Origin of the sequence: Flavobacterium branchiarum (assembly GCF_030409845.1) — a bacterium.
In the GTDB taxonomy this organism is placed as follows: domain Bacteria; phylum Bacteroidota; class Bacteroidia; order Flavobacteriales; family Flavobacteriaceae; genus Flavobacterium; species Flavobacterium branchiarum.
Genome location: NZ_JAUFQQ010000005.1, coordinates 490,718 through 506,021 on the forward strand (window position 1 = coordinate 490,718; position 15,304 = coordinate 506,021).

Below are 15,304 nucleotides of genomic sequence, written 5' to 3' on the forward strand. Positions count from 1 at the left end.
TTTCCAGTATACACACTGAAAACTGCGACTGTGACTTTATTTCGTATTTAACTTTCTTAATTTAATAGCCGTCAGTACCTTTTTAGTATACAAAGGGAAATCTGCATTTTGTATCCAGCTAAAATATCCTGGTTCTGTTTCAAGAATCTTTTCTACTTTTACTCCCTTATGTTTTCCGAAGGTAAAAATTTCTTCATCATCTTTATCAAAAGCAATCATTCCTGCAAAATCAGCTATTTTTTTTCTAGTTGTAAATTCCGACAATGATTTCATATCATTCTCCAATTCTGGATAACGATCTAATTGCGCTTTAAGAATTTCGTATGTCGCCATTGTATCCGCTTCTGCTGAATGCGCATTTTCTAAGCTTTTTCCACAATAAAATTTCAAAGCCGCACTTAGTGTTCTCTCTTCCATTTTATGGAAAATAGTTTGTACATCGACAGAACACTTATTTTTCATATCAAAATCGACTCCCGCGCGCAGTAATTCCTCTGCCAATAACGGAATATCAAAACGATCTGAATTAAACCCAGCCAAGTCACTATCTTTTATCATATTATAGACCTGTGGTGCCAATGTTGCAAACGTAGGCTCATTTGCTACCTTTTCATCAGTAATACCATGAACAGCGGTAGTTTGTGCTGGAATTGGAATTGTAGGGTTCACCAACCAAGTTTTACTTTCTTTATTTCCGTTTGGAAAAACTTTAAATATTGAAATTTCTACTATTCTATCTTTTCCGATGTCAATTCCTGTAGTTTCAAGATCAAAAAAGCAAATTGGTTTATTGAGTTTCAGTTCCATTTTTTAATTTTATAAGTTTACAAATATAATTTTTAAAGCCGAATTTCACTTGTTTTTTTCAGAAACTTGACGATTACCCACCTGCAATGCAATAATGCTGCAAAAAGAAAACCCTTTCAACATTTAAAACGTTAAAAGGGTCAATTATTTGTAAGATTGTTTTTTCTAGAAATCTCTATTTACATCAAAAGCTTCTAAATATTCAGCTACTCTTTTCACAAAACTTCCTCCTAATGCACCATCTACAACTCGATGATCATAACTGTGCGAAAGGAACATTTTTTGACGAATCCCGATAAAATCACCTTCTGGAGTTTCTATAACTGCTGGTACTTTACGAATTGCCCCTAATGCTAAAATACCTACTTGTGGCTGATTAATAATTGGTGTTCCAAAAACACTTCCAAAAGTTCCTACATTCGTTACCGTATAAGTTCCTCCTTGTGTATCGTCTGGTTTTAGTTTTCCTGTTTTTGCACGGTTACCTAAATCATTAACTGCTTTTGCCATTCCGACAAGGTTTAACTGATCTGCATTTTTTATTACAGGAACAATTAAATTTCCATTTGGTAAAGCAGCAGCCATTCCTAAGTTGATATTTTTCTTTTTGATGATATAATCACCATCAACTGAAATATTCATTCCTGGGAAATCTTTTAACGCTTTGGCAACTGCCTCCATCATAATTGGAGTAAAAGTAAGCTTCTCGCCTTCTCTTTTTTCGAAAGCCGTTTTAACTCTTTCTCTCCATTTTACAATATTAGTAACATCAACTTCAATAAACGACTGAACATGTGCAGATGTCTGAACTGAAGCTACCATGTAGCCAGAAATAAGCTTACGCATTCTGTCCATTTCAATGATTTCATCACCTCCATTTACAGAAACCGGTGCCGCTTTTGAAACTGCTTGCTCCTGCACCTTAACTGGCGCTGCAACTGCAACTTTAGCTTCTGCTTTCGGTTCTTCTACTTTATCTTTTCTACCAGCTATATAAGCCAATATATCTTCTTTGGTCACACGACCATCTTTTCCTGAACCATTTATACTTTCTAACTCAGCGATAGAAACGTTTTCTTCTTTAGCAATATTTTTTACCAAAGGAGAAAAGAATTTATCCGATGTACTATAATCTGCTGGAGTAGTAACTACTTCTTTAGCAATTTCGATTGTTTTTTCGATAGCCGCAACTTCTGCCGGAGCAACTGTTTCCTCTACTACTTTATCAACCAAAAATGACGAACCACCTTCTGTTTCAATAATAGCGATAGTTTGTCCTACTTGTACCAAATCGTCTTTACCAAACAATTGCTCAATCAAAATTCCTGAAACTTCACTTGGCACTTCGCTATCTACTTTATCGGTAGCGATTTCAAGCACTGCTTCATCCATTTCAATTTTGTCTCCAACTTCTTTCAACCAGTTTGTGATTGTTGCTTCAGCGACACTTTCTCCCATTTTAGGAAGTTTTAATTCAAATCTTGCCATATTGTTAACCTAAAAGGTGATATTGATTTTCAGATTGCGAAATTACTGAAATTTTTAAATATAAATTACATTAAATATAATTTTTATGTGATTTTAACGATTTTACCTCTATCATTACTAGAATCACTTCCGATTAAAAAAGCAGTGGTTTTGGGTAAAATTTTAAAAGTAATCTTCTTATGTCTTTCAGATTTTATGATATCGATACATTTCTTGAATGATATGTATTGATTATCCAAAATTACTTCTGCTCCTTTTGCTATATAAATCAGGCACGAATTTACCATTTTTTCTTTTTTTAAATCGTAAAATGTAACTTTATTTTGTAAAATCAAACTCAATTTCTCTACTAAATTGTCATTTGAACTATATAAAAAATACTCCTGAGGTGTCGTTTTTATCGTTGTTTTTCCCTGAATCATTTTAACAATTGAAAAAAACACAATTCCCATTTTCATAAAAAGGGAGAATAAAAAGGATACTTTAAAATGTTTTTTATAAAAGAAATTCATAGCTTCCTGAAAGCGCTTCATGTATTTCTCATCCTTTATGGTGCTTTCGCCTTTATAGTGAATTACAGTTGTTTCGGAGAAATAATAATTCGTTTTTCCTTTTTTCAAAACCATATATGACAAATCAATATCGTCTGAATACATAAAACAATCTTCATCGAAACCTCCGATTTCACTATACAAATCTCTCTTCATTATCATAAAGGCTCCGACTAGTATTTCGACTTTTCCTGTTTCGTTTTCCTGTAAATGTTGTGCGTAGTATTTATTGTAGTATTTTGATTTTGGGAAAAACTTGTACAATCCTGCAATTTTGGTAAAAGCTACCCAAGGTGTTGGAATTCCTCTTTTGCTCTCTGGAAGAAAATTACCTGCTCCATCAATAAGATTTACGCCTACTATTCCTAAATCGTGTTGCTCTTTAGCGAAAGCAAGCACTTTTATAAATGTATCTTCGGCAACAACCGTATCGGGATTTAAAATGCAAATATAATCGCCTTTAGCCTGAGCAACACCTATATTATTTCCTTTTGGAAAGCCCAGATTTTCTGTGTTTTGAATCAGTTTCACATCAGGAAAACGACTACGGATCATCTCACAACTATCATCTGAAGAATTATTATCAATGACTATAATCTCTCCATCTATTGAAGATAGAGCACCCTGAACACTTAAAACGCATTGTTCAAGAAAATAACGTACATTATAATTAAGGATGATTACTGATAATTGCATGAAAAAATGGAGCTATATATTTTGGGGAAAGTTAAAAATTTTCTGCTAATCCCAACCTCAAAGTCCAAATATTATTACTGCCTTTCAAATAACACACCCCCCTATTACTTAATTATTTATTTTAGCAAAAAAATAAGATTAATCTTTATGAAACACAGAACTGTCACTAATCGAATTTTACCTTTCGCTTTTATTATAATCTCGTGTGTTTTTTCAAGTTGTAAAACTTCTTCTCTTCAAAACTCCACCGATAATACAGATTTAGTAAAATCAAGTACTTGGTATATTGCAGGACCTGCCAAAGAAAACCAAGAAACGATTAATACAATTCGAAAAAAAGAAGGAGTTATTCGTGTTACTGCCAATGGTTCCCCTGTTGGAGAAATTGAACTAAATGTAATGATTACACCATCTGGTTCTAATGATGGAGCATCAACCAATCTTCCTAGTAGTTCCAGTTTTGTTAGTATTACTTACAAAACATCCCAACCTATTACTATTCAAGCTCGAGAAGGAAACGATTCTGGTACCGGCTGTGTGCATGGAGGAACGCATGCAATGACCAACTTACCTACTTCTCCTGATAGATTTACTACTGTAAAAATTCCATGGACTGATTTTAAACTAAATGGAAATCCTGTAAACATTCATAATCTCTCCAAATTTAATTTCGTGAATTATCACCCTGTTTCTGGTTCACTTTTAGAAATAACTGCTGTAGAAATTCAAAATTTGTAACTATTTTAATTCAATTATTACAAATGCAACTGAATCTTATATTTATTAAAAATTCGCATTACAAATAGCATAATCGTTGAAAATACTAAAGCCCAAATTATCCCAGGAACGCCTTCGCGGAAATAATCTGGAATGATCTGAATATTAAATGTCAAATTAAAATAATAGATAATCCCCGGAAGGATATAAATAAGCAATGGATTAGCGGCAGCTGGCATAAAAAAGTTACTCCATTTTGTTCGCTTTTTAACCTCCATTAACCAATACAAGAAATAAAATACTGCGGTACAAATACCCGCAGAATAAAGCACCCAAGAAGGTGTTCCTCTTATTTTTGAAACTTCATAATAAGGTCTTAATAAATATCCTACAACAAAAAACAGCAGTCCGAAACCTATTACTTTCCAATTGATATTTTCTGATTTTTTACCTTCAAAAAACAATAGCGAAATTACTACTCCAGCCGAAACCAATGTAGCATGCGTCATATGTCCCGCAATAAAATTCAGCCAACTTGTATCGTGAATTATATTCCCTTCTGTCTGATTTAGGATATTAGCAATAAGACAGACCAATAGAAATCCTATCATCGCAATTAATTTTCCGTTAACGAGCCAATAATAAACTACCGAAATTAAATATGCCCATCCTATAAGCCCCAGAATTCCCCACCATTTTGGTGTGATTCCTATATTTCCATTTTCCTGAACATATAAAAAATACAATAATACTAAAACCAACATTCCGCCATATTGCAATATGTTTTTAGTAATCTTAGGAAATGATTTATCGTATTTATTCCAAATTGGAATTGGCATTGAATAAGCCAAAAGTCCCCATAAAGCAGCAGAAATTACCATTTTGGATGCATCATAACCATATTCGGCATTTACCATATAAACTCCAATTATGATTAGCGCCAATGCCCTTTTTAATGTATGTGTCCAAATAGTTTTAGGCGTGTCACCCTTAAGTAATCGAGCATTAAATGCAAATGGAATAGACATTCCTACTATAAATAGAAAAGCAGGAAATACCAAATCAACAAATGTCATTGCATCAGCATCAGCTGGCATGTGCTTCATCCATTGGGGTACATTTTTGACACTTGCTAACTCATTGACAAAAATCATAACAAAAATGGTAATTCCACGAAAAGCATCTATGGAGATAATTCTCTTATTGAATAAATCTTCTTTTATTTTCATATGTAGGTACTATTTGTTTTAACAGGAATAGAATATTGCCTTCTACATCATAATCAGCCACATTATTAGCATCCTAACAAATATAAAATATTCAATAAGAAATCAAAGTAGTTTACAAAAGACTGACAAACTTATTCGTTATTGTTAAATATCAATAGAAGCATTTTTTGTTTGGGTCAAAAAATATTCCCTTACTTTTGATAAATCACAATTCATCCCAATGAAAAAAGCCCTTTTGCTTTTCTTTTTATCAATTACGGCAACCTACGGACAAATCTTAGGTTGTATTGATCCGCTGTCTAAAAACTACAATCCAAAAGCTACAGAGAATGACGGAAGTTGTGTATATAAATCGGTAAAAATAAAACCTGAGTATTCAAAAAAACTAAGTGATTCAATCAAAGAAACTTCTGGATTAATTGCTTTCAATTCGCTATTATGGACACACAATGACGATCATGATAAAACCATTTACGGACTGAATTATCAAGGAGAGATCAAAAAGAAAATCGTACTGGAGAAAGTCATCAATTCCGACTGGGAAGAAATTTCGCAAGATAGCACTCACATCTACCTAGGGGACTTTGGAAATAACTATGCTGGAAACAGAGTCGATTTACATATTTTAAAAATCGAGAAAGAATCCTTTCTAGCAGGAAAACCTGTCATCGATACCATTTCTTTTTCATATTCTAATCAAACTAATTTTACCTCAGAGAAAGCAAACAAAACCAACTTTGATTGTGAAGCTTTTATTGTTACAAACGATAGTATTTATCTGTTTACTAAACAATGGAAACACAATAAAACCAGTATTTACGCTTTACCTAATAAAACTGGAAAGCATATTGCGCAATTAAAAGGAACTCTTGATGTAAAAGGATTAGTGACAGGCGCTACTTTTGTACCCTCCAAAAAGAGGATTGTCCTTTGTGGTTATTCTAAAATTGGAAAACCTTTTTTATACCTTTTGTACGATTATAAAAACAATGATTTTCTGTCAGGTAATAAACGAAGAATCAAGATTGCCATGCCTTTTCATCAAATTGAAGGTATCGCAACCGAAGATGGTTTGCATTATTATTTAACCAATGAAGCTTTGATTAGAAAACCTTTACTTAATACACCTCAACAAATCCATCGAGTTGACTTAAGTTCTTACTTCTAGTTTACAGTCGGATTTCTAGTTTTCAGTCTCAGTTTTCAGTCGCATTTCTAGTTTTCAGTCGCAGTTTTCAGTCTCAGTGTCATCCTGAGCGAAGACGAAGGACAGTCGCAGTTTGCATTCCTTGCGTAAAGCTTTGCGTCCCTTGCGAAACCTTTGCGGACTTTTCAGTCTCAGTTTTCAGTCACAGTATCCAGTCGCAATGTCATCCTGAGCGGAGACGAAAAACAGTCCCAGTTTGCACTCCTTACGTAAAGCTTTGCGAACTTTGCGAAATCTTTGCGCACTTTGCGGTTAATTTTCTTGCCACAACTTAGAATTAAAACTTTGCGAACCTTGCGAAACCTTTGCGGACTTTTCAGTCTCAGTTTTCAGTCACAGTTTTCAGTCACAGTATCCAGTCGCATTGTCTTCCTGAGCGGAGACGAAAAACAGTCCCAGTTTGCACTCCTTACGTAAAACTTTGCGAACCTTGCGAAATCTTTGCGCACTTTGCGGTTAATTTTCTTGCCACAGATTAAAAGGATTAAAAAGATTTTAAAAACTAAACTTACTACAGGTTTGTGTTAGTTTCTTGCGAAGACCCTTCGTGCCTCAGGGTAACAATATTGGGGTGAATTTACAGTCGCAGTATTCAGTCTCTGTATCATCCTGAGCGGAGACGAAAAACAGTCATAGTTTGCATTCCTTGCGTAAAGCTTTGCGAACTTTGCGAAATCTTTGTGCACTTTGCGGTTAATTTACTTGCCACAGATTAAAAGGATTAAAAAGATTTTAAAAACTAAACTTACTACAGGTTTGTGTTAGTTTCTTGCGAAGACCCTTCGTGCCTCAGGGTGACAAGATTGTCGATAAACTTTGCGGTTAATTTTCTTGCCACAGATTAAAAGGATTAAAAAGATTTTAAAAACTAAACTTACTACAGGTTTGTGTTAGTTTCTTGCGAAGACCCTTCGTGCCTCAGGGTGACAAGATTGGGGGTGAATTTATAGTCGCAGTATCCAGTCTCAGTTTTCAGTCACAGTTTGCGAACCTTGCGAAATCTTTGCGAACTTTGCGATTAATTTTTTTCAAGCTTAAAATTTCAGGTTAAAATAAAATTGTAAATCTTACAAACATCTACCAAAATTATGCAACAACTAATTCCTCGGATATAGCAACCTTTGCTCACTGATATGAAAAAAGTATTTATCTTATTACTCTCCTTCTTTTACTTAGTATTGTCTAGTGGCTTTACTAAGAATACTCATATCTGTAAAGGAATCAAGCAGGAGACGTACTTTTTTGCGCAAAATAAAGAAGGACAACCTTGTTCTAAATGTGCTCGTAAGGACGGAAAAATACTTCAAGATTGTTGCAAACACGAAACCAAGCTATTAAAAATAACAGAGAAGGCTCAAAAAGCAGCTTCTGATACGATTCCTCTAAAATACTTAGGAGTTGCTTTGCCTTTTCATTTCTTTAAAGTTGTCTTTGGCTATGAACTTCCTCAAGTAAAAACTTTAAGGTTTACATACGTCTCTGCAACGATTCCTATTAGGAATACCCTACTCTACATTTATTATTGCGTATATCGTATTTGATTTTATTCAATTAAATAATCTATGTTGTTTCTAAAGAACAGCACAGGATTTCTATTGTTAAATTTTAAATATAAATGTATGAAAATGCAATTCTTTGCATTGGTAATCATCGGTTTAGCCACAGGAAATCTTTTGGCACAAACCGTAACATTACCAAATGCTCTTGAACGTTCTGTTCAGAATTTTGAAAAAATAAAAGCTAAGGAAGCAATGGTACTTGCTTCAAAAGAAAATGTAATCTACCAAAAAAGTCAGTATTTACCTGATTTCACTTTGATGGCGCAACAAAGCTACGGAACAATTAATGCTCAAAACGGACCTATGTATGGGTTTGGAGGTTTGGGCGTTGCATCGACTTCTATGCCTTTGCAGGAGCAAAATTGGAATGCCGCTTTTGGCTCACTCTATCTAGCAAACATCAATTGGAACCTATTTACTTTTGGTAAAATAAAAAATCAGGTTGCAATTGCCAAAGCAGATGAAACCGTAGCACAAAAAGATTTAGAGCAACTAAAATTCCAACATCAGGTAAAAGTTGGCGCTGCTTACTTAAATCTCTTGGCTGCACAACGCATCAAATTTGTTCAGGATAAAAACCTAGAACGTGCCGAAGTTGTTGCAACCACAACCGAAAGCCGTTCGAATAGCGGTTTGATTCCAGAAGTCGATTTCTCTTTGGCGAAAGCCGAAGTTGCCAATGCTAAATCGGCAGTATTAAAAGCCTATGATTTAGAACTCGATTACTCAAAAGGACTGGCCGTGATGATGGGAGAAGAATATCGAAAATACGAATTAGATCCTTTTTTCACCAACAAAACACCATCACTACTTTTAGAATCATCACTAGAAACTAGCAAACACCCTATTTTGGAATGGCAAAACAGTACGGTTCAAAAAAGCGTGCAACAAGAAAAATTACAGTCCTCACTTGGGTTACCTAGTATTTCTTCATTTGGTGTAATACAAGGACGCGGTTCAGGTTTTGATTGGAATTATGTGCAAGACAATACAGCATTTTCTAAATCGTATTCTGATGGCGTTGGCATAGACCGAAGTAATTATATTGTTGGTATTGGAATTAGTTGGAATCTGATGAATTTATACCGTCAGACCTCAAAAAAGAAAGAGCAAAAGTTCATTACGCAATCGCTTCAAAACGAATATGACTATATGAATCAGGAGCTTGTAGCGCAACAAAAATTGGCAGATGACAAATTAAAAAATGCATTTGAAATTTTTGAAGAAACTAAAATTCAAGTAAAAGCAGCTACAGATGCATACAAACAGCATACTGCATTATACAATAACGGATTAACGACTATTGTTGACTTGACTCAATCTTTCTACACGCTCAACAGAGCCGAAATCGACTATGAAATAGCTCAAAACAACATCTGGCAGGCCTTATGGATTAAAGCTGCAGCCAAGGGTGACTTGTCTATTTTATTAAACGCCATATACTAAAGCCTAAATTATGAATTTAATACGTTTTGCCTTGCGCAAGCCCATCTCTATTATGGTGATGGTGCTGGGGCTATTATTCTTCGGAATCAAAGCTACCAAAGATATAAAGGTGGATATTCTGCCAGATATGAATCTTCCTGTTGTGTATATAGCCCACTCATTTAATGGTTATACACCGCAACAAATGGAGGGTTATTTTACAAAGATGTATGTAAATATGATGCTGTTTACAAGCGGTATCGAAAGCATCGAAACCAAAAATACCCAAGGACTTACCTTAATGAAAATTAACTTTTATGAGGGAACAGATATGGGGCAGGCTATTGCCGAAATCAATGCCTTATCTAATCGTTCTCAGGTATTTTTGCCTCCGGGTGCTCCGCCTCCATTCATCATTCGATTTGATGCTTCGTCGCAACCTGTGGGACAATTGGTTTTTAAGAGTAATTCAAAAACAAACAACGAGTTACAGGATATCGCCAACTTTTCGGCTCGACCATTTTTGATTAAAATTCCAGGACTAACAACCGCACCTCCTTTTGGCGGAAGCCCAAGAACTATCGAAATAAACATCGACCCAAATAAATTGCGTACGCATCAATTAACTCCTGAGCAAATTGTAGAAGCCATTAGCCGTAATAATATTACTTCTCCATCGGGGAATATCTATGTTGATGATATTAATTATCTAACGCCTACAAATAATACCATTAAAGAAGTGGCTGATTTTGGGAATATTCCAATTTTCAAAGGCGGAGTCGATAATGTTTATATCCGTGATATTGCAACTGTAAAAGATGGTGCCGATATTACAACAGGTTACGCCTTGATTAACGGAGCGCGTTCTGTGTATATCAATATTGCAAAATCGGGTAATGCATCGACTTGGGATGTGGTGAAGAATTTGAAGAAAGCCATTCCGATGATTCAGAATAATTTACCAGAAGATGTTACAATCTCTTATGAATTTGACCAATCGGTATATGTAATCAATGCTGTAAAAAGTTTAATTCTAGAAGGTGCTTTAGGTGCTTTATTAACTGGATTAATGGTATTACTGTTCTTGCGTGATAATAGAGCGGCTTTAATTGTGGTTTTAACGATTCCAATTTCGATTATTTCAGGAGTATTATTCCTAAAATTATTTGGACAAAGTATCAATATTATGTCCTTATCTGGACTGGCTCTTGCAATAGGAATTCTGGTTGATGAAAGTACTGTTACTATCGAAAACATTCATCAACATCTTGCAATGAACAAAACAAAGGCAAAGGCAATCCTAGATGCTTGTCTCGAAATTGCTTTTCCTAAATTATTGATTCTACTTTGTATTCTTGCCGTATTTGCTCCTGCATTTATGATGACTGGAATACCTGGTTCTTTATTTATGCCGTTGGCACTTGCTATTGGGTTTTCGATGATTATATCATTTATCCTATCACAAACCTTTGTTCCTGTAATGGCCAATTGGTTAATGAAGGCTCAAGATGAGAATCACGTACACAAAGAAGATAAATTTGATCGTTTTAAAAATCGTTTTGTAACGTTTTTAGAATCTATAATGCAAAAGCGCAAAATGATTTTGATTGCGAGCTTTGTTTTGGTTGGATTAGGAGTTTTTATCATGTACAACAATACAGGAAAAGATGTATTACCAACCGTAAATTCAAGTCAGTTTCAAGTACGTATAAAAGCGCCTGAGGGGACTCGTATCGAAAAAACAGAACTGAAAATTAAGCAAGTTCTAAATGAGCTAGAAACAGTAATTGGCAAAAACCACATTGCTATTTCTTCGGTATTTATTGGTCAGCATCCTTCATCATTTGCGGTAAGTCCAATTTACTTATATAATGCAGGGCCACACGAAGGATTGATGCAAATCGCACTAAAAGATTACGATGGAAACACGAATGATTTAAAAGAAAAAATCCGTAATCACATGAAAGCAAAAATGCCCGAATTGCATTTTTCTTTCGAACCAATAGAGCTCACTGAAAAGATTTTAAGTCAAGGAACAAATACGCCAATTGAAGTTCGTTTTTCGGGTATGATGAAAAAAATGAACATCATGTATGCTAATAAGTTACTGGCAAAACTAAAAGAAATTGATTATTTAAGAGACCAACAAATTCCGCAATCGCTGAATTATCCCGCTTTCGAAATTAATATCGACAGATTAAGAGCCGCACAATTAGGAATCGATGCTCAGGATATTGCTCGTTCCTTGGTACCAATTACAGCATCTTCTCGCTATACCAGCAAAAATATGTGGGTTGGCGGCATGATGGGAATTGCCTACGATGTTCAAGTACAAACGCCTCAGAACATATTAAATAGTAAGGACGAATTGCTTAATGTTCCGTTAGGAAAAAATGCTGACCGACCAGTTCTTGGTGATGTAGCCACAATTACACCAACAAAAGTTTTAGGAGAAAGTTACAACTTAGGAACAATGGGCTATACTCCCGTTACTGCAAATATTCATGATACCGATTTAGGCCGAGCGCAAAAAGATGTACAAGCTGCAATTGCTTCTCTGGGTGGATTACCAAAAGGGGTAAATGTTCAAATTTCAGGAATGGTGCCTGTTCTGGATGAAACCATGAGCAGTTTGGCAATGGGATTATTAATTGCAATTATTGTAATCTTTTTAATGTTGGCAGCCAACTTTCAATCATTCAAAGTTTCATTTGTAATCCTAACAACAGTACCATTTGTAATCTTAGGATCGCTGTTATTAATGAAAGTAACTGGCTCTACATTAAACTTACAATCATATATGGGAATCATCATGTCGGTAGGAGTTTCTATCGCCAATGCCGTTCTACTAATCAGTAATGCCGAAACATTGCGTATGGAAAATGGAAATGCATTAACAGCAGCCATACAAGCTGCGTCGCTTCGTATTCGCCCTATCATCATGACAACATTGGCTATGATAGCAGGTATGTTACCAATGGCAATTGGACATGGCGAAGGTGGAGACCAAGTTGCTCCGCTAGGAAGAGCAGTAATTGGCGGCTTAATCGCATCCTCTTTTAGTGTATTGCTATTATTGCCATTAGTATTCGTATGGATACAAGGCAAGGCATCTACACAATCGCCATCATTAGATCCAGACGACGAAAACAGTGCACATTATATCGCATTAGAAAAATAAAAACCTGAAATCGTCATGATTCGGAATCATAAACAATAACGAAGAATCAGAATTCAATAAAAAATAAAATTATTTACATATGAAACTAATTTATTATATCCTTATCGGAATTGTATTTGCATCCTGCAATTCAGAAAACAAAAAGGCCGAAAAACCAAATGCGATGCCCATGATGATGATGCCGAATTTTGAAACCGTATCTATCAAAAAAAGCAATCCTCAGGTACAATTAAAACTAGCAGGCGAATTAATATCGGATCAGGAAACATCTATTTATGCCAAAGTAAATAGTTATGTCAAAAAACTCCCTGTAGATATTGGCTCAATAGTTACCAAAGGGCAAGTTATCCTTGTACTCGAAGCACCAGAAATTCAAGCGCAATTGGCAGCAGCAAAATCAAAATGGAAAGCACAAGAAGCCATTTACATTGCTACAAAATCGAATTACGACCGAATGTTCAAAGCAAATGAAACAAAAGGAGCCATTGCCAAAGATGCCTTAGACCAGATTACAGCAAGAAAACTAGCCGATCAAGCACAATTAGAAGCAACCAAATCTGCCTATCAAGAAATGCAAATTATGAACGATTATTTAGTCATTAGAGCACCGTTTAGTGGTATCATTGCCGAAAGAAACATCGATTTAGGCTCTTATGTTGGCCCAATGGGAAAAGGATCAGACAAACCTTTATTGGTACTTCAGGACAACAAAAAACTGAGAGTTTCCCTTTCAGTTCCAGAAGCAAATACAGCTTATTTAAGTTTGGGAGATTCGGTACATTTTAAAGTTACTTCGATTCCTCAGAAAAAATATATGGCCAAAATATCTCGAAAATCAGGAGTTCTAGATTTCAAACTTCGTTCAGAACGCATCGAAGCAGATATCATGAAAATGCATCCTGAGCTAAAACCGCTAATGGTTGTTGAAGCAACATTGCCATTACAAGCAAAAGAAGCTACATTTTTCATTCCAAAAACAGCCTTGGTAGAAAGCAATATTGGCATGTATGTAATCCGTGTTGAAAATGGTGTAACAAAAAATATTCCCGTTTCAAAAGGACGTACGTTAATGGATAAAATTGAAGTTTTTGGAGAGCTAAACGAAAGCGATAACATACTCCTAAAAGCCACAGAAGAAATAGTAGAAGGAACAAAAATTAAAAAATAATAAAGATGAAAACATATTATAAATACCTAGTTATTGTAGCAATTGCTGCGATTCTAATTTCTTGCAAAGACAAAGAAAACAAAGAGCAAACGGTGGCACAAACTCCACAAGAACAGCCAGTACAACAAGACACAGCGCCCAATAAAGCAAAACATGTTCCTACCGATGAGGTTTGCATGGTCAATGATAAACACATGGCAAAAAAGCAAATGGAAGTTCCTTTTGACGGAAAAATGTACTACGGCTGTTGCAATATGTGTGTAGAACGCATCCCAAATGACGAAACTGTTCGTAAAGCAACAGATCCATTTACAGGTCAAAAAATCGACAAAGCCTTGGCATATATCGAGTCCTTAAACGAAGAAGGAAATGTCGCCTATTTTGAATCCGAAGAAAATTTCCAACAATTTCTAAAAGAGAATCAACTGACCAAAAACTAGTCTCCTAATTCTATAAACTAAAATCCACTTTACTAATAATAAAGTGGATTTTTTTGTTTCCTAAAGTATTGTTTTAAAGTTTCATTTTAAGAAGCTATTCCAGCTGATCACTATATCTTTCCTAGATCCTTCCTTTGTCAGGATGTCAAGTAAAGGATGCCGTTTCTCCCGATAGCTATCGGAACTGGGCTAGGGCAATTAATTTCAGTAGCATTTATAAAATAATCCAAAACCAAAAGAGCTGTTCAAGATATCTGAAACAGCTCTTTTAATTCACAATTTATCTTCCTTCTTTCGCAATAGGATTATTAAGCTTTCTTCCACCAGTTGTAATAGTTATGATCATTGTCTAATTCGAAACCACATTTAGGATACAGAATATTTCCAATTTCATTCGTCTTTTCAGTTTCCAATAATAAACCACAAGCGTCGGTTTCATCGCAAAACAACTTGCATCTATCAATTAAATCTACAGACAAACCTCGCCCTCTAAAATCAGGATCAACAAACAAATCACTTAGCAACCATTGTTTCTGTAATGCCTTATAATGATACAATGGATATAATTGTGCAAATCCAACAAATTTCCCATCAGCTTTAACCAAGAATGTAGTTGTTTCTTTATTCGTAATTCGCTCTTTAAGAAAAGCTTTCCCTATTTCAACATTAGATGGTTGTCTATAAAAAATTCGGTAACTGTTAAACAACGCTGCAAATTCATCCAAATGATCCAAAGTAGCAATTTCAATGTGTTTCATAATAAAATAATTTAAAGTAATGATTTATAAAGGAGCAAATGTCACGCATTACAGGAGTGTTTGATTAATCCAGTTTCA

At 35.0% G+C, this 15,304-nt stretch carries 12 protein-coding genes; 7 read left to right on the forward strand and 5 right to left on the reverse strand.

The window, feature by feature from the left end:
- Positions 1 to 36: 36 nt before the first annotated feature.
- From QWY99_RS14140 to QWY99_RS14150, 3 genes are all read right to left on the reverse strand, one after another.
- Entirely contained in the window at positions 37 to 807 is a 771-nt protein-coding gene (locus QWY99_RS14140) for a 3'-5' exonuclease (RefSeq protein ID WP_290266165.1), read from the reverse strand.
- 165 nt (positions 808 to 972) lie between these two features.
- Positions 973 to 2,295, reverse strand: a complete 1,323-nt coding sequence (locus tag QWY99_RS14145; RefSeq protein ID WP_290266166.1) for a dihydrolipoamide acetyltransferase family protein — start codon at positions 2,293 to 2,295, stop codon at positions 973 to 975.
- An 83-nt stretch (positions 2,296 to 2,378) separates the two neighbouring features.
- Entirely contained in the window at positions 2,379 to 3,542 is a 1,164-nt protein-coding gene (locus tag QWY99_RS14150; protein ID WP_290266167.1) for a glycosyltransferase family 2 protein, read from the reverse strand.
- A gap of 147 nt (positions 3,543 to 3,689) precedes the next feature.
- Between QWY99_RS14150 and QWY99_RS14155 the strand changes: the two genes are divergently transcribed.
- On the forward strand, positions 3,690 to 4,280 hold the full coding sequence (locus QWY99_RS14155) for a hypothetical protein (protein WP_290266168.1): 591 nt from the start codon (positions 3,690 to 3,692) through the stop codon (positions 4,278 to 4,280).
- A 17-nt stretch (positions 4,281 to 4,297) separates the two neighbouring features.
- On the opposite strand, the gene QWY99_RS14160 is transcribed toward QWY99_RS14155, so the two are convergent.
- Complete coding sequence (locus QWY99_RS14160) at positions 4,298 to 5,488, reverse strand: DUF5009 domain-containing protein (RefSeq protein WP_290266169.1); 1,191 nt, start codon at positions 5,486 to 5,488, stop codon at positions 4,298 to 4,300.
- A gap of 220 nt (positions 5,489 to 5,708) precedes the next feature.
- Between QWY99_RS14160 and QWY99_RS14165 the strand changes: the two genes are divergently transcribed.
- The 6 genes from QWY99_RS14165 (at position 5,709) to QWY99_RS14190 (ending at position 14,468) form a co-directional block, all read left to right on the forward strand.
- The gene (locus QWY99_RS14165) at positions 5,709 to 6,656 is read left to right on the forward strand and encodes a T9SS C-terminal target domain-containing protein (protein ID WP_290266170.1); all 948 of its coding nucleotides are present in this window, start codon (positions 5,709 to 5,711) and stop codon (positions 6,654 to 6,656) included.
- A 1,172-nt stretch (positions 6,657 to 7,828) separates the two neighbouring features.
- Positions 7,829 to 8,236 carry an HYC_CC_PP family protein gene (locus QWY99_RS14170; RefSeq protein WP_290266171.1) on the forward strand — a complete coding sequence of 136 codons (408 nt, stop codon included), beginning with the start codon at positions 7,829 to 7,831 and terminating at the stop codon, positions 8,234 to 8,236.
- Positions 8,237 to 8,314: 78 nt separating this feature from the next.
- Positions 8,315 to 9,700, forward strand: coding sequence for a TolC family protein (locus QWY99_RS14175; protein WP_290266172.1), 1,386 nt, complete (start codon positions 8,315 to 8,317; stop codon positions 9,698 to 9,700).
- A gap of 10 nt (positions 9,701 to 9,710) precedes the next feature.
- The gene (locus tag QWY99_RS14180) at positions 9,711 to 12,860 is read left to right on the forward strand and encodes an efflux RND transporter permease subunit (protein ID WP_290266173.1); all 3,150 of its coding nucleotides are present in this window, start codon (positions 9,711 to 9,713) and stop codon (positions 12,858 to 12,860) included.
- Between the two features lie 79 nt (positions 12,861 to 12,939).
- Positions 12,940 to 14,028 carry an efflux RND transporter periplasmic adaptor subunit gene (locus QWY99_RS14185; protein ID WP_290266174.1) on the forward strand — a complete coding sequence of 363 codons (1,089 nt, stop codon included), beginning with the start codon at positions 12,940 to 12,942 and terminating at the stop codon, positions 14,026 to 14,028.
- A gap of 5 nt (positions 14,029 to 14,033) precedes the next feature.
- Positions 14,034 to 14,468: a hypothetical protein gene (locus QWY99_RS14190; RefSeq protein WP_290266175.1), complete on the forward strand. Its 435-nt coding sequence runs from the start codon at positions 14,034 to 14,036 to the stop codon at positions 14,466 to 14,468.
- Positions 14,469 to 14,776: 308 nt separating this feature from the next.
- Here QWY99_RS14190 and QWY99_RS14195 read toward each other — a convergent pair whose 3' ends face one another.
- A complete protein-coding gene (locus QWY99_RS14195) occupies positions 14,777 to 15,226 on the reverse strand; it encodes a GNAT family N-acetyltransferase (protein ID WP_290266177.1) in 450 nt (149 codons plus the stop codon).
- Positions 15,227 to 15,304: the final 78 nt, after the last annotated feature.